This is a genomic window from Pseudomonas sp. RIT-PI-a (genome assembly GCF_001187875.1).
GTDB classification, from domain to species: Bacteria; Pseudomonadota; Gammaproteobacteria; order Pseudomonadales; family Pseudomonadaceae; genus Aquipseudomonas; species Aquipseudomonas coleopterorum.
Genome location: NZ_LGIR01000023.1, coordinates 1 through 19,447 on the forward strand (window position 1 = coordinate 1; position 19,447 = coordinate 19,447).

The 19,447-nt window shown below is 63.2% G+C and carries 12 protein-coding genes; 5 read left to right on the forward strand and 7 right to left on the reverse strand.

Annotated elements, in window-relative coordinates:
- Window positions 1–251: 251 nt before the first annotated feature.
- The 3 genes from hemE to AC788_RS14935 form a co-directional block, all read right to left on the reverse strand.
- Window positions 252–1,316 carry a uroporphyrinogen decarboxylase gene (gene hemE, locus AC788_RS14925; RefSeq protein WP_049861374.1) on the reverse strand — a complete coding sequence of 355 codons (1,065 nt, stop codon included), beginning with the start codon at window positions 1,314–1,316 and terminating at the stop codon, window positions 252–254.
- Window positions 1,317–1,428: 112 nt separating this feature from the next.
- On the reverse strand, window positions 1,429–1,722 hold the full coding sequence (locus tag AC788_RS14930) for a cell division protein ZapA (protein WP_043192387.1): 294 nt from the start codon (window positions 1,720–1,722) through the stop codon (window positions 1,429–1,431).
- A complete protein-coding gene (locus AC788_RS14935) occupies window positions 1,719–1,943 on the reverse strand; it encodes a hypothetical protein (protein ID WP_049861375.1) in 225 nt (74 codons plus the stop codon). The genes AC788_RS14930 and AC788_RS14935 overlap by 4 nt, the downstream gene beginning before the upstream one ends.
- A gap of 241 nt (window positions 1,944–2,184) precedes the next feature.
- Between AC788_RS14935 and AC788_RS14940 the strand changes: the two genes are divergently transcribed.
- A complete protein-coding gene (locus AC788_RS14940; RefSeq protein WP_049861376.1) occupies window positions 2,185–3,810 on the forward strand; it encodes a methyl-accepting chemotaxis protein in 1,626 nt (541 codons plus the stop codon).
- Window positions 3,811–3,929: 119 nt separating this feature from the next.
- Here AC788_RS14940 and gbcB read toward each other — a convergent pair whose 3' ends face one another.
- Window positions 3,930–5,030, reverse strand: coding sequence for a glycine-betaine demethylase subunit GbcB (gene gbcB / locus AC788_RS14945; RefSeq protein ID WP_049861377.1), 1,101 nt, complete (start codon window positions 5,028–5,030; stop codon window positions 3,930–3,932).
- Between the two features lie 286 nt (window positions 5,031–5,316).
- On the opposite strand from gbcB, the gene gbcA reads away from it, so the two are divergent.
- From gbcA to AC788_RS14970, 4 genes are all read left to right on the forward strand, one after another.
- Window positions 5,317–6,612, forward strand: coding sequence for a glycine-betaine demethylase subunit GbcA (gbcA, locus tag AC788_RS14950; protein ID WP_049861378.1), 1,296 nt, complete (start codon window positions 5,317–5,319; stop codon window positions 6,610–6,612).
- Window positions 6,613–6,825: 213 nt separating this feature from the next.
- Window positions 6,826–9,750 (forward strand): RHS repeat domain-containing protein, encoded by a 2,925-nt coding sequence (locus AC788_RS14955; protein ID WP_082223685.1) that lies wholly within the window; start codon window positions 6,826–6,828, stop codon window positions 9,748–9,750.
- Window positions 9,751–9,931: 181 nt separating this feature from the next.
- Window positions 9,932–12,946: an RHS repeat-associated core domain-containing protein gene (locus tag AC788_RS14965; protein WP_082223686.1), complete on the forward strand. Its 3,015-nt coding sequence runs from the start codon at window positions 9,932–9,934 to the stop codon at window positions 12,944–12,946.
- A gap of 119 nt (window positions 12,947–13,065) precedes the next feature.
- Window positions 13,066–15,084 carry an acyltransferase family protein gene (locus AC788_RS14970; protein WP_049861382.1) on the forward strand — a complete coding sequence of 673 codons (2,019 nt, stop codon included), beginning with the start codon at window positions 13,066–13,068 and terminating at the stop codon, window positions 15,082–15,084.
- Between the two features lie 234 nt (window positions 15,085–15,318).
- On the opposite strand, the gene etfB is transcribed toward AC788_RS14970, so the two are convergent.
- The 3 genes from etfB to dgcB are packed head-to-tail and all read right to left on the reverse strand — an operon-like array spanning window position 15,319 to window position 19,290.
- Window positions 15,319–16,089, reverse strand: coding sequence for an electron transfer flavoprotein subunit beta (gene etfB, locus AC788_RS14975; protein ID WP_049861383.1), 771 nt, complete (start codon window positions 16,087–16,089; stop codon window positions 15,319–15,321).
- Window positions 16,090–16,117: 28 nt separating this feature from the next.
- Window positions 16,118–17,338 carry an electron transfer flavoprotein subunit alpha gene (etfA, locus tag AC788_RS14980; RefSeq protein ID WP_049861384.1) on the reverse strand — a complete coding sequence of 407 codons (1,221 nt, stop codon included), beginning with the start codon at window positions 17,336–17,338 and terminating at the stop codon, window positions 16,118–16,120.
- Window positions 17,338–19,290, reverse strand: coding sequence for a dimethylglycine demethylation protein DgcB (dgcB, locus tag AC788_RS14985; RefSeq protein ID WP_049861385.1), 1,953 nt, complete (start codon window positions 19,288–19,290; stop codon window positions 17,338–17,340). Before dgcB ends, etfA begins: the two co-directional genes overlap by 1 nt.
- Window positions 19,291–19,447: the final 157 nt, after the last annotated feature.

The following is a 19,447-nucleotide window of genomic DNA, read 5'->3' on the forward strand; positions in this document are numbered from 1 at the left end:
GGCAACCGGGGTGGGCGCTAGTCGCGGGGGCTCGGGGGTGTGTATAAGAGACAGGGGGGGGTTTCCCGGGGGGTTGTTGACGGTGGCGTTGGTGGTGGCAGCGAAGTTGGCGAAGTTGCAGCCGGTGGGGATGTCAACGCGCTAGAGCAAGGCGCCGCATGCAGCGCTGACGCGGCTTGCGCCGCTGCTACAGGGGCGGGTGTTTCTGTAGCAGCGGCGCAAGCCGCGTCAGGATTCGACACGGCAGGATGTCAGCCGTGGTATTGCGCCGAAAACTCATGCACGGCCCTGATGAAGGCACCGGCGTGCTCCGGATCCACTTCCGGCGTGATGCCGTGGCCGAGGTTGAACACATGGCCGGTGCCTTGGCCATAACTGGCGAGGATTCGCGCCACTTCGGCGCGGATCGCTTCGGGCTTGGCGTACAGCACGGTGGGGTCCATGTTGCCCTGCAGCGCAACCTTGTGACCCACACGGCGGCGGGCTTCACCGATGTCGCAGGTCCAGTCCAGACCCAACGCGTCGGCGCCGGCGTCGGCAATGCTTTCCAGCCACAGGCCGCCGTTCTTGGTGAACAGAATGACCGGCACCTTGCGCCCTTCGTGCTCGCGGATCAGGCCGCTGACGATCTTGCGCATGTAGGCCAGGGAGAATTCCTGGTAGGCCGCAGCGGACAGGTTGCCGCCCCAGGTATCGAAGATCTGCACCGCCTGGGCACCGGCCAGGATCTGGCCGTTGAGGTAGCTGGTGACCGACTGCGCGAGCTTGTCCAGCAACAGGTGCATGGCCTGGGGCTGGTCGTAGAGCATGGCCTTGGTCTTGCGGAAGTCCTTGGACGAGCCGCCTTCGACCATATAGGTGGCCAGGGTCCAGGGGCTGCCGGAGAAGCCGATCAGCGGCACCCGGCCGTTGAGTTCGCGGCGGATGGTGCTGACCGCGTCCATGACGTAGCCCAGATCCTGCTGCGCGTCGGGGATCGGCAGCGCTTCGATGTCGGCCAGGGTGCTGACGACTTTCTTGAAGCGCGGGCCTTCGCCGGTTTCGAAATACAGGCCCTGGCCCATGGCATCGGGGATGGTAAGGATGTCGGAGAACAGGATGGCGGCGTCGAGCGGGTAACGCTCCAATGGCTGCATCGTGACTTCGCAGGCGAACGACGGGTTCTTGCACAGGCTCATGAAGTCACCGGCCTTGGCACGGCTGGCGCGGTACTCGGGCAGGTAGCGACCGGCCTGGCGCATCATCCACACCGGGGTGACGTCGACGGGTTGCTTGAGCAGGGCACGCAGGAAGCGGTCGTTCTTGAGGGCAGTCATGTCAACATCCGGCAGAAAAGTGGAGGGATTTTCGCAGAGCGCAGGGCAACACGCCACCCGCCAGGGGTGGGCGGCGGACCTCTGTGGGTGACCGCCCTGCTGCCCGGTTGGATCAGTTTCCAGTGTCGCTGCAACGGCTGACCAAGGCGTCGATCCGGCTTTTGCACTGGTCCATGGCCTGAGCATGGCCCTGGCTAAGTTCGACCTGGCGCTGGCACAGGTTCAACGCGGCCAGTACCAGCAAGCGGTCGCCGACCAATGTCGGGTGACTGCGTTTGGTCTGTGCCAAGGTGCGTTCGAGCATGCCGAACGCCTGACGCAACGCCTGCTGTTCGCCGGGCGGCGCTTTCACTGAATATTCGTTGCCCAGAATCGAGAAGACCTCGACCCCGTCGTCAAGGTTCATACCGCTGCCGCGGCAGCGCGCTCGACCAGGGCCTGAATGCGCGCAGTGGTCGCGCCCTGCTTCTCTTCATGTTCCAGCAGGCTGAGTTGCAACGTGTCGTTGTCATCCTTGGCCTGAGCCAGCTCGCCGGCCAGTTGGGCATTGCGTTCAGCCAGTTCCCGGTTGTGTTGCACCAGCTCGTTTACCAGGTTTTCCAATTGATTCAGAGACGCTTCCAACATTAGCTATTTCCAACACTTTTTCAGGGGCGCGAACGATAAAGAAAAAATCTCGCTCGGGCCAGCTTTGATAGGACCTCGATGGACCTACCGATCGTCATTCGGTTCGCTCCGTTCATCGGTCTTCAGGGGTCTGGCCATTTGCAATGAGGCCAGCCCCTCAAGACTTTTCACGTTCGACCGATAAGCAGCGATGCTCCTTTCTGTGTCGCACGGACCGCGCCCTACCCTTCGGTGTCCCTACATGTCTCTACGCAACATGAACATTGCTCCGCGTGCTCTGCTCGGCTTCTCCCTCATTGGTCTGCTGATGATCGTGCTGGGGGTGTTTTCCCTGAACCAGATGAGTCATATCCGTGCCGCCGGCCAGAATATCGAGAACAATACCGTCCCCAGCATCAGCAGCCTCAATGACCTGACCCAGCTGACCCTGCGCCTGCGCGTGCTGTCGTACCGCCTGCTGTTGAATCGCGAAGCCGACACCCAGCAGAAGACCGTGCAGTTGTTCGAGCAGCGCAACCAACAGATCAACCAGGCCCAGGCCCGCTACGAAAAAATGATCTCCAGTGCAGAGGAACAGGCTGCGTACGACGACTACACTCGCCTGCTCGGCCAGTATCGTCAGCTCGAGACGCGCATGAAGGGCTTTTCTGCCAGCGGCCAGGTGGATGAACTGCGCGCGCTGCTCAACAGCGACATGTTGAGCAACTCGGAACAGGTCAATACCGCGCTTGATAAGCTGGTCAAGATCAACAACGCGCAGACTCGCGAGATCAACCTGCAAGCCGATGACGAATACCGCTCGGCGTTAAGCTGGGTGGTGGGCATGCTGATCGTGGCCACGCTGCTGACGTTCCTGTTCGCCTGGCTGCTGACCCGCAGCATCGTCAAGCCGATCGACCAGGCGCTGGTCGCGGCCGAGGCCATCGCCGAGGGCAATCTGACCCAGCCGATCCGCGCAGAGGGACGCGACGAAGCCGCGCGCCTGTTGCTGGCCATGCAGAAGATGCAGGGCAAGCTGCGTGACACCCTGCAGCGCATTTCCGGTTCGGCGACGCAACTGGCCTCTGCCGCCGAGGAGCTCAACAGCGTGACTGACGAAGGCGCGCGCGGTTTGACTCAGCAGAACAACGAGATCGAACAGGCCGCCACGGCGGTCAACGAGATGACCAGTGCGGTGGAAGAGGTGGCTCGCAATGCCGTGAGCACTTCCGAGGCTTCCCGGGACGCCACGACGTCGGCCAGCGATGGTCGCGATCTGGTCATGGAAACGGTCAGCGCCATCGAGCGCATGAGTGGCGACGTGCAGAGCACGGCCGATCTGATCGGCCATCTGGCCGCCGAATCGCGGGACATCGGCAAGGTGCTGGACGTGATTCGTGGCCTGGCTGACCAGACCAACCTGCTGGCGCTCAACGCCGCCATCGAGGCGGCCCGTGCTGGCGAGGCCGGCCGCGGCTTTGCCGTGGTGGCCGACGAGGTGCGTGCACTGGCGCATCGCACCCAGCAGTCGACCAGCGAGATCGAGCGCATGATCGGCAGCATCCAGGGCGGCACCGAGCAGGCGGTTGATTCGATGCGCAACAGCACCGAGCGCGCCGAGTCGACCCTCAACATCGCCAAGGGCGCCGGCATGGCGCTGGAGACGATCAATGGCGCCATCGTGCAGATCAACGAGCGCAACCTGGTGATCGCCAGCGCTGCGGAAGAGCAGGCGCAGGTGGCACGGGAAGTGGATCGCAATCTGGTGAACATCCGCGACCTGTCGGTGCAGACCGCCGCAGGTTCTGCGCAGACCACGGCTGCCAGCGGCGAGCTGGCGCGCCTGGCGGTGGACCTGAACGCGATGGTGGCACGCTTCAAGGTGTAACCCTCGGGCGCCTGGACGCGGCTCGCGCCGCTGCTACAGAAGCCCGCGATCCCCTGTAGCAGCGGCGCGAGCCGCGTCCGGCTTCGATGCGGTCCTCCAGGTGCACCGTAGAGCACGTCTCAGAACTCGATCCGCACATCCCCCTTCGGCACGCTGCAGCAGGACAGGATGTAGCCCTCGGCTTCGTCATCCTCGGTGATGCCGCCGTTGTGCTCCATCTCCACTTCGCCGCCCAGCTTCAATACCTTGCAGGTGCCGCAGATGCCCATGCCGCACGCCTTGGGGATCATCATGCCGAGCTTGGATGCCGCCGCGTGCACGGTTTCGCCCGGTGCCACACGGATGCTCTTGCCGCTGGCGGTGAACTCCACCAGGTGCAGTTCGGAAACATCCACCTCCGGCGCATCGGCTGCCTGCTCGGCCTGTTCCACGGCGTCGGCGCGCGCCTCCGGGGGCGTGGCGCCGAACGATTCCTCGTGGTAGCGGGTCATGTCGAAACCGGCGGCTTCCAGCAAGCGTTTGACCGCGTTCATGTACGGGGTCGGCCCGCAGCAATACACCTCGCGCTCCATGAAGTCGGGCGCGATCAGTTCCAGCAGCTTGTGGTTCAGGTAGCCACGATAGCCCGACCATGGTTCGCCCAGCCCGTGCTTCTCGCAGATGATGTGCAGGCTGAAATTGTCGACCCGCGAGGCCATGTGCTCCAGCTCGCGGTGGTAGATGATGTCCTTGGGCGAGCGCGCGCTGTGCACGAAGACCATGTCGACGTTGGCGTTGGTGTCGTAGAACCAGCGCGCCATCGACATCACCGGCGTGATACCCACCCCGCCGCTGAGGTAGAGGATCTTCGGCGCTGGAAAATCGATCGCGTTGAACAACCCAACCGGCCCGTGCACCGCCAGCTCCTGGCCTTCGTGCAGGGTGTCGTGCAACCAGTTCGACACCCGCCCGCCCGGCACCCGCTTGATGGTGATGGAAAAGCTGTACGGCACCGACGGCGCGCTGGAAATGGTATACGAGCGCATCACCGGCTCGCCTTCGATTTCCAGTTCCAGGGTCACGAACTGGCCCGGCTTGAAAAAGAACAGAATGGGTTGGTCGGCCATGAAGCAGAAGGTGCGCACGTCCCAGGTTTCCTGGATCACCTTGACGCAACGAACGATGTGGCGCCCATTGGCCCAGGTCTGGGTATTGACGGGCATCAGGAAGGGGTTGGACATGCTGTTCTCCAAGGTCGATTACCGACGGTGCGTGCAGCGATTCTGCGTGCGCGCTGCCCCTGCCACATTCCCATCCGCGACATCCACATGCTTATGGCGACCAGGCCCATGCTGCCTAGCCTGCAGCGTCGGGAATGGATTTGGCCATGTCGCCCATGGATAAGGTTGCCAACGCGCCGAGTCGCACACTCCACCGCATCTGAACGCCGTTTCAGCCGCCTTGCGTCGACAACCGTAACCGCCACTTTTTTCGCGGCCACACTGCATGGCCATGAGGATCAACACGATGGATGCCACCACTACCCTGAGCCTGGGCGATCCACTGGAACCCGCGCGCAAGGCCACCGCCCAGATGCTGCAGGAGCGCGAGCGCACCTTCTCGCTGCCACAGCCGTTCTACAACGACGAGCGCCTGTTCCAGATCGACATGCAGGAGATCTTCAACAAGGAGTGGCTGATCGCGGGCATGACGTGCGAGATCCCGGCCAAGGGCAACTATCTCACGCTGCAGATCGGCAGTAATCCGATCATCCTGGTGCGTGGCGCCGAAGGCGTCGTGCACGCCTTTCACAACGTCTGCCGCCATCGCGGTTCGCGGCTGTGCACCAAGGAAAAGGGCAAGGTGGCCAAACTCGTCTGCCATTACCACCAATGGACCTATGAACTGGATGGCCGCCTGCTGTTCGCCGGCACGGAAATGGGCGCCGATTTCGACATGAAGCAGTACGGCCTCAAGCCCGTGCACGTGAAGACGTCCGGCGGCTACATCTTCATCAGCCTGGCCGAGAACCCGCCCGCGATCGACAACTTCCTCAGTACGCTGAACCATTACATGGAACCGTACGACATGGAAAACACCAAGGTCGCGGTGCAAACCGATCTGCTGGAAAAGGCCAACTGGAAACTGGTGCTGGAGAACAACCGCGAGTGCTACCACTGCGGCGGCTCCCACCCCGAACTGCTCAAGACCCTGCTGGAATGGGACGACGTCACCGATCCACGCGCCGACCAGGCCTTCAAGGACCACGTGGCTGCTTCAGCCGCTGCCTGGGATGCCGAGAAGATCCCCTACGCCCACGCCAGCCATGGCCTGCGCAACCGCATCGTGCGAATGCCGCTGCTCAAGGGCACGCTGTCGATGACGATGGATGGCCAGGTCGGCTGCAAGAAACTGATGGGCCGCATCAAGAACCCTGACCTGGGCTCGATGCGCATCCTGCACCTGCCGCACTCCTGGAACCACTGCATGGGTGACCACATCATCGTCTTCACGGTGTGGCCGATCAGCGCCCAGGAAACCCTGGTGACCACCAAGTGGCTGGTGCACAAGGATGCCGTGGAAGGCGTGGACTACGACGTCGCTCGCATGCGCCAGGTGTGGGACGCCACCAACGACCAGGACCGGCGCCTGGCCGAGGAAAACCAACGCGGCATCAACTCCACCGCCTACCAGCCAGGCCCGTATTCGAAAACCTACGAGTTCGGCGTGGTGAACTTCATCGACTGGTACAGCGAGCGCCTGCTGAGCAACCTGGGGGCGGAGCCTGCGGCCTATCTCAAGGGTGTGGCTGTGCACGAGTGACCCATGGCTGCGGCAAAAGCTGCGTCAGTGCCCCGCTGTTCATCCGAGAACTGCGGTGAGGGCTGACGCAGTTGGCGCCGTTGCTGCAGGACGCTCGGGCAGCCTGCAGGAGGTGCTGGGTTTGTAGGCGGTGTTCGTACCAAAGGCGCTCATGGTGAGTGGCTTGCCGATCGGAGATAAACGAGAAGAATTCTCAGGCTTAGGTAGGATACCATGTCGCCCTCTCGAAACACCTCCGAACAACTCAGCTCTCAACAGCTCAGTTCTCAACAGCTCGATCCTCAACAACCCAGCCTCCAACAACGCGGTCTTCACAGCCGTACCCCCACCCTGGTGTTGTCAGACCCTCGCGGCCTTCCCGTACGTCGCATCGACTACTACCGATGCCAAGCCGATACCGCTGCTGAATCACGAATCAACGCTCAGTGGCATGACCACGCTGGACGTCCGACCGATCAGTGGGATGCACGCCAGTTCGCCCATTTCCAGGCCGGAACCAGCACGACGCCGAACCAGCACAGTGCATTCAGCCTGACGGGCAATGTTGTGGTAGAACACAATGTAGACAGCGGCGGCACAACCCACCTGTACGATGCGGCCGGTCGTTTGGCTGGAAGCTGGAACGCCAACGGCGCCAGCAAGCAATATCGATACGACCCCTGCGCAAGGCCGGTGGCCATTCTCCAGTCAGACGCCGATGGCAGCGTGCGGACCACTCAACGCCTCAGCTACGGCGCGGCGGACGCAACGTCCGCGGCACGCAACCAGTGCGGGCGGGTCTGCCGACACGATGACGACAGCGGCACTCTGTTGTTCGAGTGCTATACGTTGCGTGGCGAAACAAGCGCCCAGCGACAGCGTTTTCTCACTGATATCGCGGCGCCGGACTGGCCTGTCGAGACACCCGCGCGCGATGCCCTGCTCGAACCCGGCGACGGTTACCTGAGCCTGAATCAGTTCGATGCTGTCGGTGCACCGTTGACCATGACGGACGCCAAAGGCAACCGACAAACGCCCAGCTACGACATGACCGGGCAGGAATACGCCCGTACGCTGCACACTGCCGCTGGCGCACGGCATGAGCTGGCATCGGCCATCGAATTCGACGCCGCGGCGCGCATGATTCGGCAACGTCTGGGCAATGGCGTGACCTGCCATACTCAGTACTGCGAGCGGAGCGGGCGGCTGGTGCAGTTGCGCGCGGTGCGCACGCAAGGTGAGGTCGTGCAAGACCTGCGCTATGACTACGACCTCGTGGGCAATGTGCTCAGCGTCACCGATGCCACCCAGGCGACCCAGCATTTCGCCAATCAGCGCATCGAGCCCACGCAGCGCTACGCCTACGACACCCTTTACCAACTGACGAGCGCCAGCGGCCGCGAAGCGGCCAACGCCGAGGGCCATGGGCCAGGGCTGCCGGGCCTGCAACCGCTGAGCGACGACAGCCGGCTGCGCAACTACACCCAGCGCTACAGCTACGACGCTGCAGGCAACCTGGTGCAGTTGCGTCATGTCAATGGCCAGAGCAATTGGACCCGTACGCTGAGCGTGGCGCGCAACAGCAACCGAGCGCTTCCCGAGCGCAATGGCCAACTGCCCGATGAGGCCTCCATCGCTGCAAGCTTCGACCGCGCCGGTAACCTGCGCGAGTTGCAACCGGGGCAACGGCTCCTCTGGAACGGCAACAACCAGCTAGCGCAGGTGACGCCTGTGACCCGCGACGACGGCGATGACGATCATGAGCGTTACGTCTATGGCCACGACGGTCTGCGCACTCGGAAGGTGGCCAGTGCGCAAGGCCGAATGGGCGCACGGATCAGCGAAGTGCGTTACCTGCCGGGCCTGGAAATTCGTACCGACAGCGCTCGCGGCGAAGAGCTGCATGTCATCAAGACCCAAGCGGGGCGAAGCAGCATGCGCCTGTTGCACTGGCAATCCGAACCGCCCGAGTCGCTGCCCAATGATCAACTGCGCTACGGCCTGGATAACGCCTTGGGCTCGTGCACGATCGAACTCGATGGTACGGCGCAGCTGCTCAGCCGCGAGGAGTACTATCCATTCGGTGGCACGGCGTGCTGGGCCGCTCGCAACGCCGTGGAGGCCAGCTACAAGACCGTGCGCTACTCGGGCAAGGAGCGCGATGCCAGTGGCCTGTACTACTACGGCCTGCGTTACTACGCGCCTTGGCTGCAACGTTGGATCAATCCCGACCCCGGTGGCATCATCGACGGCCTGAACCTGTACCGCATGGTCAGCAACAACCCGATCACCCGGCGCGATGAGCAAGGTCTGGAGGGCGAGGATCTAAACGATCGGATCAACACGCGCATCCAGCGTTTCGAAGGCGTGCTGGAAGACAAGCATCGCGCCGCACGAAACGTCAATAAAGGCATCGAGAACGAGCGCGACAAATGGCTCAAACGGGCGCGCGCGGTGGGGCGTGGGGCCGTGGTTGGCGTGGGGGCCGCAGTGGGCTATGCCGGCGGTGGCCTGGCAGGTGCGGCAGCTGGCTCCGTGGCCAGTCCGGCTGGCGCAGTGGTGGGCGCAGTCGCAGGCACACTGGTAGCGGGTGAAATCTTCGCCCAGTCGGCAGGCAAGCTGGCCGATGAAATGGGCTTGGGCGCACCGCTCAATATCATGTCCCACGCATTCGACTGGGACTACGAGTCCCATGAGCAGCAGGACTTTGTCTCCACGGGCCGGCGGATCAAGGACCGCATCCGTTCACTCAAGCCGGAGACGGTGGAACAGTGGGCCGATAGCGCGAAAGACATCGCCGAGCGCGCAATGCCCTTTGCCGAAACCGTCAGCACACAGTATGTGTTCGCCGCGGTGGTGCCCTCGGCCATCACGCTAGCCGTGGAGTTGGCCAAAGGCCCAAAGAGCGATGAGAAGATCAACTACCTGATCAATCAGGGGGATGTGTTGGTGAACTACATCGAATGGGATTTTGCCGAGATCAAGGCATTGCTGGCCCAGGATGGAGCGCAGTACCCGAGCACCGAGACGCAGTTCAAGCCGCTGCCCAAGGACAAGAGCTTCGAGTCTCTGGAGCGCAGGAAAAACGGTGTGATCACCCAGATACGCACGACACAGACCAACTTGCGCCAGCACCTGGAAAACCGCAAGGCGGCATAGACTGCAGCACCGGCGCCCGGCGTATCAGCCACCCACCGAGGTTTTCAATGAGCCGCGACAGTGGCTAAAGCACCGGGCGCCACTGCAATTGTGTGAAAGGTCTATACCATCGGTGTTCATGGCTAGGGGCTGATCGATCGGAGATAAAGAGGGAAATCTATCCGATCAAGGCAGGCCCCCTATGTCGCCTCACCCTCGTTTATCCGAGCAACTGACCATCCACAGCCGCACGCCAGCACTGGCAGTTTGCGACCCTCGAGGTTTAGCCGTTCGCAGTATTGGCTACTATCGCCGACAAGCCGACACCCCGGCAGTGCCTCATATCAATGCCCAGTGGCATGACTGCGCCGGGCGTCCCATCGCTCAATGGGATCCGCGCCTGTTCGCGCAGTTCTGCGCTGGTAGTAGTGAAACACCCAACCAACGCACGACTTTCAGCCTCTCCGGCGCCACCTTGCGGCAGCACAATGTCGATTCGGGCTGGAAGATCATGCTGCATGAGCCCCATGGGATGCCTACCTCCACATGGGACAGTCGCGGGATTGTGACTCACTGCCACTACGATGATATTGCGCGCCTGGTGGCCACGGTCAAATCCACCGGCGACGGCCGGCCACGCACCGCGCAGCGGGTCAGCTACGCCGCAGCGAATGCCGAGCAGGCTTCACGCAATCTATGCGGCGCCATTTACCGCCACGATGACGATGCCGGCACCGTGTTCACCGAAGCGCTGGATATCCAGGGCCAGACCATCAGCACTACCCGCCATTATCTGGCCGGCGAGATCGCTGCCGATTGGCCGCAAGCCCATAGCGAACGCGACGCCTTGCTGGAATCTGGTCCTGGCTATCGAAGCACGTACCTACATGATGCAACCGGCCAACTGCTGAGCCATGCCGATGCCCTGGGTAATGTCCAGCAGTTCGGTCATGACGTCAGCGGAGCACAGAACGCCGCAGGGCTGGTCACTGCCCAAGGCACGGAGCACGAACTACTACGAGCCACGGTACGCGATGCAGCCGACCGGGTCGTGTCGCAGACGACGGGCAACGGGGTAACCAGCCGCAATGAATATGATCCCATCGACCTGAGATTGCGACGCTCGGTCTCCAGGCGAGCCGATAACTCGGTGCTGCAGGACCTGCATTACCTGTACGACCCCATTGGCAACGTCACTCAGATAAGCGATGAGGCCCAACCGGTCCGGTATTTCGCCAATCAGCGTACCGAGCCGACCAACCTTTACCGCTATGACTCCTTCTGCCAACTGATCGAAGCCCGCGGCCGCGAAGCGGCCAACACCGGCGGCGACGGGCCGCTGCTACCTCCTCTACTGGCCCTGCCCCAGGATGCTTCGCTGCTGCTCAACTACACGCAACACATGAGTTACGACGAAGCCGGCAACCTGGTCGAGCTTCGACACGTCAACGGCCAACGCAATCGGACCCAACGCATGGCTGTGGCACGCGCCAACAATCGGTCTTTGGCAGAGCGTAATGGGCAACTGCCCGACGAGACCCAATTGGCTGCCGCGTTCGACCGCAACGGCAATGCCCACGCATTGGAGGCAGGTCAGGCGTTGGCCTGGGACGAGTACAACCAGTTGCACGAGGTGGCAACCGTGCGCCGAGACGACGGCCAGAACGACTACGAGCGTTACTGCTATGACGCTTCCGGCGCTCGGGTGCGCAAGCAGTCCACAGCCCTGCAAAGCCGCGGCTCGCGCGTGTGCGAAGTGCGCTATCTACCTGGCCTGGAAATCCGTACCGATAGCCGCAGCGGCGAACAGCTGCACGTGATCATCGCCCAGGCCGGCAGTAGCGCCGTAAGGCTGCTGCATTGGGCAGAGGGCAAACCTGAGGCATTGCCCAACGACCAACTGCGCTACAACCTGAGCAACCATCTGGATTCGTGCACCCTGGAAGTCGACAAGGATGGGCATCTGCTCAGCCGTGAAGAGTATTACCCATTCGGCGGCACGGCCTGCTGGGCCGGGCGCAGCGCCCTGGAAGCCAAGTACAAGACCGTGCGTTACTCGGGCAAGGAGCGCGATGCCAGCGGCCTTTACTACTACGGCCTGCGCTACTACGCACCCTGGCTGATGCGCTGGATCAACCCCGACCCAGGCGGCGACATCGATGGTTTGAATCTGTATGCCATGGTGGGTAACAACCCGGTCTCCATGGTCGACAGCGACGGCCGAGCCAAGACCCGCTTCGACACGCTCGGTGACATGATCGCTGCAGGCCCGACTGCTGAGTATCTGAAGGGTCAGCCCAGTTGGGGGCGGGGCTCGGAGGAGGAGAAGGCGCGAAAATACAACAACTGGAAAGGTCACTGCAAAACGTGGTTCAACCGCGCCAGGGACTCACGAGCACGGGTACTGCTAGCGTCGTTCGAAATCACCCATACTCGCAGCGCTGCAGTCATCCAGGCATTGAAAAACATGGAAAGCAACAGTGAGCTGGCCAAGTCGGTCGCACTGCGCGGGGCAACGATTGTCGTCTCAAACGCCGCGTCCACAGGCGTGGGGGCGGCTACAGGTGCCGTAGTCGGCACTATGGTGATGCCCGGTCCTGGCACCATAGTCGGGACAGGCGTCGGAATAGTGCTCGGCAAGCTGGCGAGTGTTGCCGCCGAAAAAGGCATGGAGCACGCGGGGAACCATGCAACGCTGGACCTGCATACCGGAAGCCTGGGAGCCTCATCGATCATCCACGATGGCAAGATCCGCAAGAACGGCTTCATCGGCAAGGCGTACGGTAAATTCAACAGCCTGGTACCGAAAGACAAAAAGAGCGGCGTAAACCTCGCGACCGAAGCCTTCAAAACCGTCGGTTCCAAAGCTTTGGGCCCCCACGGCATCCTGCTCAAGTTAGGCGTGGACGGGGGTAAGGCGGCCCTTGAAATCGTCAAGACACAGCAAGAAAAGAAGCCGGACAAACTGGATCGTCTGGAAGCAGATCCAGACAAAACCTTTGCCGTGCTGTACGAACGCACACTTCGTGTAGCGAAAATGTACGGCGCCAGCGAAGCGGATGACCCGCTGCCCGGGCTGAATGAAACCTTATCAAGAACCATGACATTGGGTGATCTTGCTGCCAAGTTCGGTGCGGCGGTCGATAGCCTGCACGAGGCCGGCGCAGCGGTAGCAGCGTACCGCCAACGTCATCCAGGCAAGACGCAGGCAGCTTGATTCGGGCATGCTCGAAAAGCCCTGGATCGATAGAGGAAACATCCAGACACTGTAGAACATTTCACCCGCAGGTTCCGTGAACTAGTGTCGCCCCCCAACAATAAAAAAGGGGCGTCACCATGTCATGCACTTCTCATCTGCCAAGCGCAGGCAATCGATCCGCCGGGGGCTATTTACCCGGTATCGACGGCTTGCGCGCCATCGCGGTACTTGCCGTGATCATTTTCCACGTCGAGTTCCTCGGGTTCCTTGCGGGGGGCTTCACCGGCGTGGACATGTTCTTTGTCATTTCCGGTTACGTCATCAGCCAGTCCCTGGCCGAACGAGGTGACCGGCCTATGCGTGAGTACCTGCTGGAGTTCTATCGCCGCAGGGCCCTGCGTATCCTCCCGGCGCTGTTGGTAGTGCTGTTGGTCAGCGTGATGCTGTCCGCCCTGTTGGTGCCGCCGGTGTGGCTCAGCAACCAGAACGACGAAACCGGCCTGGCCGCGTTTCTGGGCGTCAGCAACTTCACCCTGGCTTGGCAGAGCGACACATATTTTTCCCCCCGTGCCGAGTTCAATTCCTACCTGCACACCTGGTCGCTGGGCGTGGAGGAGCAGTTCTACGTGATCTTTCCGGTGCTGTTTTTCTGCTGGCTGCGCTACCACGCCACCCACCTGCTGGCCCGGATCGCATTGCCACTGCTGACCGTGGCGTCGCTGCTGTGGTGCGCGGTGCAGACCCAGGCCGCACCGTTGTCGGCGTTCTACCTGTTGCCCAGCCGATTTTGGGAGCTGGCAGCCGGAGCGCTGTTGTTTCAGATGTTGAGCATCACCACCGGTGCTCGGCGCGAGGTAACGCGGCCGTTGATTCTACTGGGCGCCGGACTCGGGTTGCTGGTAGCTGGGTTCATGTGGACGCCTGCGCGCAGCTTTCCCTTTCCCTGGGCGCTGGTCACTGTGGCAGGAACTGCGTTGGCCATCGCGGGCATCGTGCTCGCGGGTGTCGAGCGTTCCAGCTTACTGCACCGAATCGTGAGTGCGCGGCCAGTGACCTACCTGGGGCGCTTGTCCTATTCGCTGTACTTGTGGCACTGGCCGGTGGCCGTGTTCCTGCGCTGGACCGTTGGCCTGGAGACAGTGCTCGTACAGGTGCTGTACCCGCTGGTCGTGCTGGGTCTGGCTGCCGCTTCCTACCACTGGATCGAACAACCCATACGCCGTGGCCGCAGTGTGTTTCAACGTCGTGCCAGCCTGACCCTTGGCGCGGCCCTGCTGGCCGTAGGTCTGTCCGCTTGGGCCGCCATGTGGACGGTGGACAATACCGAACGCCTGTCGTTGAGCACGGTCGCCGACAGCTACACCTGGCACGCCTACAAGCACTACCCCCGCGAACCCATCCAAACGGTCGAGGACCCTGCCCTGCAAGGGCGTCAGCTGTTCGTGCTGGGCGACTCGCACACCGCTGCCTACCGCACGATGTTGAATATCGTCTCGCTGCGCTTGGGCATCGAGGTGGTGGAATACGAACGCGGCGGCTGCGCGGTGGTGAGTCTGCTGGCGGCCGATCCGCCAGCCTGCGGCGCCTGGCGAGACGCCGCGCTGGCCGATATTCGAGCCCGTGCCGAGCCTGGGGATGTGGTGTTTCTGGCGTCCTTGCGCATGCCGGAACTGACGGGACGCGATTGGCAGGGCGATGAAGAGGCGGTCTTCGCCCAAGCGCTCGGCGAGCGCACCGCGCAACAGGCACAGGAGGCTCGCGCTGCCGCCGACGCCGTGCTCGCGCCTCTCCAGGCGGCTGCGCTGACGGTGCTGATCGACGCGCCGGCGCCGGTGTTCAAAGCACCGGCAAACCGTTGTTCCGATGTGTTCAACCGCATGAATCCTGTGTGCGCACCTGGATTGACGATGGAGCGTGATCGGGTATTGCAGCTACGCGCGCCGCAAATGCATTTGCTGACGGTGTTGGCCCGCGAATACCCGGCGTTGAAAATCTGGGACCCGTTGCCGATTCTTTGCCCAGGCGCGACCTGCTCGGCGTATGACACGGAGGCGCAGCCGTTGTTTGCCGATGCCGACCATCTGAGCGGCCATGGCAATCGCATCCTGGAGCCTTCGTTTACCCAGTTTTTGATACACCTTTACCAACCGCTGTAGACGCGGCGGCAGTACAGCCTTGGCATGTTTCTGTAGCAGCGGCGCGAGCCGCGTCGGCGGTGCATGCGGTGTACTTGGAAGCCCGCGTTGGGGCCGGACGCGGCTTGCGCCGCTGCTACAGGGATCGCAGTGTTTCTGTAGCAGCGGCGCGAGCCGCGTCGGCGGTGCATGCGGTGTACTTGGAGAGCCGCGTCCGGGGTCGGCGCGTTGGCACTGCAGCAACGCGCGATGATCTCAACGCACCACCCCTTCCTCGATCAACGCCTTGAGCACCGCCTGTGCGCCCTCCTCGGCGCTCAGGCCCTTGAGCACCTGCCCCCCGCCGCCGCTGGCCTTGGCCGTGGCGGCTTTCATGCGGTCGGCGCCGCTTTTGGCCTTGATCACCTTGAGCCGTTTGGGCCGGGGCTTGGCCGGTTGCAGTTCGGCGCTGTCGAACAACTCGTCGTTGATCACCTCCACCTCATCGACCGCCAGCCTACCCCGTTGAGCAGGCCCATAGGCGCTTTGCCGGGGTTTGGGCGCAGCGTTGTCGACCGTGGCCAGCAAGGGCAGGCGCACGCTCAACCGACGTCGCTGACCACGGGGCAAAGCTTGCAACACCTGCGCTACCCCATTGTCGATGGACTCCACCTCCGCCAAACCCACGATCATCGGCCAGCCGAGCTTTTCGGCCAACAGAAACGGCAACATGCCCGAACCTTCGCCGGTTTCGGCCTGGGTCCCGGTCAGCACCAACTGGGCGCCGGCGCCTTGCAGGTAGTCGCACAGTACCGGCAGCGCATCGGCGCCCTGCGGCTGCTCGAGCACGTGCAACTGTTGCAGGCCCATGCCCAGATAGGCGCGCAGGGCTGGCTCGGCGACGTCACCGGCATGCAGCACCTGCAAGTCGTCGCCCGCCAATTGCAGGCCCAGCTCCACGGCGCGCGAGTCCTGGTCGGCGCGCCGAGGCCGGCCGGAGGTCGGGTGGGCGCCGATGGAAACCAGACTGATGACCTTGGTGTTCATGGTTGAGCCTCTCTCATCGAGTCGTGCCTCAGGCAGCGTCGCGTTTGGCCGGGTTGCGGTAGGCCTGGATGGCGTCGATCAAGGCCAGCATGATCGCCTGGCTGTCACCGATCACCGACAGGTCCGCGCGCTTGATCATGTCGCAGCCGGGGTCCAGGTTGATGGCGATGACCTTGTCGCAGCCGCCGATGCCCTGCAAATGCTGGATCGCACCGGAAATACCCACGGCCACATAGACCCGCGCGGTGACCCAGGTACCACTGGCGCCCACCTGCCGATCGCGAAGCATGAAGCCGTCGTCCACCGCTACCCGCGAAGCCCCTTCGGTCGCCCCCAGCGCCTGGGCGGTGCGATGAAACAGTTCCCAATCCTTCACCCCGTTGCCGCCTGAAAAGATGAATTCCGATTCAGCCATGGGGATCGCCGCAGGGTCGACCGCCACGGCGCCCAGGTCCTCGATGCGCGGCAGGCTGCGCGCCACGGCGGTGGACAACGTCACCGGCAGCACTTCGTGACGGGTTTCATCCACAGGCTCGGCGCATTCGGCGGCCGCCAGCATCAAGCGCGGCAGCGGCCGGGCAATGTCCTGCTGGCCGGCACCGGCACGGCTGACACACTGGCCGTCCTTGACCTGCCATACCCGCGTCGCGGGGCGCTCACCCAGACGAGCGGCAAAACGCCGTCCCAGTTCGCCACCGCCAGTGCGGCTGTCCGGCAGCAGCCAGTGACGGGGGGAAAACTGATTATCCACCGCCTGCAGGCCCTGAATGCGCTGCTCGGGTGCATAGCCTTCAAATTCGTTGCCCTCGAGTACCAGCAAGCGATCCACGCCGGCTGTGTCGAAGGAAGTTTCCTTGTGCTCGCCGAAAACGATGGCCAGTACCGCACCGCCCTCTGCGGCGAGTCGATGGGCCAGGCCCAGCAGATCGCGATCGTGACTGCTCAGGCGACCGCCGACCATGTCCGGTACCACTGCAACATAGAACGCGGGCGCCGCTACTTGATGCAGCGGCAGTTGCACGGTCGTCGTCGCCGAGCGCTTGCTGCCACCGCCCTGTTGAGCACCGCTGCGATCGATTCGCTTGACGCCGTTGGGACCGAGGAAACCGATGCCATGGGGGTTCTTGCGCATCACCCCATTGGGTCCCATCCAGGCGCTGGCCTGTGGCTGCATCGCACTGTGCAACGGGTGCAGACGGTTGCGGGCGATCCACTCGGCCCGCGGGTCGCGGCGAATAATGTCGCTCATCAGCTCATCTCCTCAGCGACTTCACGCTTGGCCGGAACCGGCTTTACTGGCGCGACAGGCTCTTCCTGCAATGCGTCGGCCACCAGCTCGGCGATGTCCTTGATCAAGGGTCGGGGTTCGACCACGCCTTCGAGCATGGCCGTGCATTGCGGGCAGCCGACGGCGACCAGTTCGGCCTGAGTCTCGCGAATGTCTTCCATGCGCATATCGGGGATCCGCTGCTTGCCGGGAATGTCGGTGATCGGCGCGCCGCCGCCACCACCGCAGCAACGGGAACGGAAGCCCGAGCGCTGCATTTCCCTGACCTCGATGCCCAAGGCCTTGAGCACGTCGCGTGGCGCCTGGTACTCGCCGTTGTAGCGGCCCAGGTAGCACGGGTCGTGGTAGGTGACGCTACCCCCCTTGTGCTGGCCGAGCTTGAGCTTGCCAGCAGTGACCAGTTCAGCCATGAAGGTGCTGTGGTGCAGCACTTCGTAGTGACCGCCCAAGACGCCGTATTCGTTCTTCAAGACATGAAAGCTGTGCGGATCGCAGGTGACGATGCGCTTGAAGCTGTACTTGCCCAAGGTGCCGATATTGCGCTTGGCCAGCAGCTGGAAGGTCGCCTCGTCGCCCAGTCGCCGTGCCACATCGCCGCTGTCGCGCTCTTCGAGACCCAGTACGGCGAAATCGACCTTGGCGGCTTTCAGCACTTTGACGAAGGCGCGCAGGGTGCGCTGGTTGCGCATGTCGAAGGCACCGTCACCGACCCAGAACAGCACGTCGGCGTTTTTCTTGTCGCCGAACAGTTGCAGATTCAGGTCCGCGGCCCAGTTCATGCGGCCGCCGGGGTTGAAACCGCCGGGGTTGTCGGTGGCGATCAGGTTGTCCAGCACTTCGGCGCCCTTGTTGGGGGTGGCGCCTTTTTCCAGCGTCAGATGGCGGCGCATGTCGACGATGGCGTCGACGTGCTCGATCATCATCGGGCACTCTTCCACACAGGCGCGGCAGGTGGTGCACGACCACAGCGTGTCGGCATCGACCAGCCCGTTGACGATCGGCTGATGGGGATTGCCGCCGTGCTCGCCAATGGCCTTGCCAGGGTACGGGCTGCCCGCGAACCTGGCATCGGTGCCACCGGCCAGGCCCACGACCATGTCCTGAATGAGCTTCTTGGGGTTCAGCGGCTGGCCAGCGGCGAACGCCGGGCAGGCGGCCTCGCACTTACCGCACTGCACGCAGGCATCGAAGCCCAGCAACTGGTTCCAGGTGAAGTCCTTGGGCTTTTCCACACCCAGCGGTGCCGTGGGGTCGTTCAGGTCCAGCGGCTTCAGGCCGGTCGAGCGACCGCCGCCGAAGCGCTCGGCGCGGCGGTGCCAGGCCAGGTGCAGGGCGCCGGCGAAGGCGTGCTTCATCGGTCCGCCCCAGGTCAGCCCGAGAAACAACTCGGATACGCCCCAGGCCACGCCGATGCCCAGCACCACGGCCAGCAGCCAGCCGCCGAAGTTCATCGGCAGGATACCGGCCACCGGCAAGGTGGCGATGAAGAAGGTCGCCGAGAACATCAGCAGGCTTTTCGGCAGGCGCATCCACGGGCCCTTGGACAGGCGCGCGGGCGGGTTGAGACGGCGGGCGTAGACGAAGCAGGCCCCGACGAACATCAGCGCCGTGGCCAACAGCAGCGCGTAGCCAAGAATGCGGTTGTGCAGGCCGAAGCCGTGGACGAGCACCGCCAGCACCGCCGCCAGCACTGCGCCACCGGCCGTGGCCACGTGGGTGTTGGCGATGTACTTGTCGCGGGCGACCACATGGTGCAGGTCGACCATGTAGCGCTTGGGCATGGCCAGCAGGCCGCCCAGCAGATCGACCTGTGAAGGCCGGCCGCGGCGCCACATATTGATTCGCCGCACGGCGCCCAGAACGGCCAGGGCCAGGGCGGCGAACAGCAGGATGGGAAGTAGTGTATTCAGCATGGTGAAGCCCCTGCGGACCAAGATGTCCCAATAACGGGAAGCCGACGCGGACTGTGTGGGAGCGGGCTCTGTGGGAGCGGGCTCTGCCCGCGAAAGAGGCACCGCGGGGGTCCAATTCGCGGGCAAAGCCCGCTCCCACAGAGATCACAGTGCACCG

Excerpts from the sequence above, each read along its gene's own strand:
- etfB (WP_049861383.1), bottom strand. The coding sequence starts at position 16,089 with ATGAACACCAAGGTCATCAGTCTGGTTTCCATCGGCGCCCACCCGACC.
- AC788_RS14965 (WP_082223686.1), top strand. The coding sequence starts at position 9,932 with ATGTCGCCTCACCCTCGTTTATCCGAGCAACTGACCATCCACAGCCGC.
- dgcB (WP_049861385.1), bottom strand. The coding sequence starts at position 19,290 with ATGCTGAATACACTACTTCCCATCCTGCTGTTCGCCGCCCTGGCCCTG.
- AC788_RS14935 (WP_049861375.1), bottom strand. The coding sequence starts at position 1,943 with ATGTTGGAAGCGTCTCTGAATCAATTGGAAAACCTGGTAAACGAGCTG.
- AC788_RS14970 (WP_049861382.1), top strand. The coding sequence starts at position 13,066 with ATGTCATGCACTTCTCATCTGCCAAGCGCAGGCAATCGATCCGCCGGG.
- gbcB (WP_049861377.1), bottom strand. The coding sequence starts at position 5,030 with ATGTCCAACCCCTTCCTGATGCCCGTCAATACCCAGACCTGGGCCAAT.
- AC788_RS14930 (WP_043192387.1), bottom strand. The coding sequence starts at position 1,722 with ATGAACCTTGACGACGGGGTCGAGGTCTTCTCGATTCTGGGCAACGAA.
- AC788_RS14940 (WP_049861376.1), top strand. The coding sequence starts at position 2,185 with ATGTCTCTACGCAACATGAACATTGCTCCGCGTGCTCTGCTCGGCTTC.
- gbcA (WP_049861378.1), top strand. The coding sequence starts at position 5,317 with ATGGATGCCACCACTACCCTGAGCCTGGGCGATCCACTGGAACCCGCG.
- etfA (WP_049861384.1), bottom strand. The coding sequence starts at position 17,338 with ATGAGCGACATTATTCGCCGCGACCCGCGGGCCGAGTGGATCGCCCGC.
- hemE (WP_049861374.1), bottom strand. The coding sequence starts at position 1,316 with ATGACTGCCCTCAAGAACGACCGCTTCCTGCGTGCCCTGCTCAAGCAA.
- AC788_RS14955 (WP_082223685.1), top strand. The coding sequence starts at position 6,826 with ATGTCGCCCTCTCGAAACACCTCCGAACAACTCAGCTCTCAACAGCTC.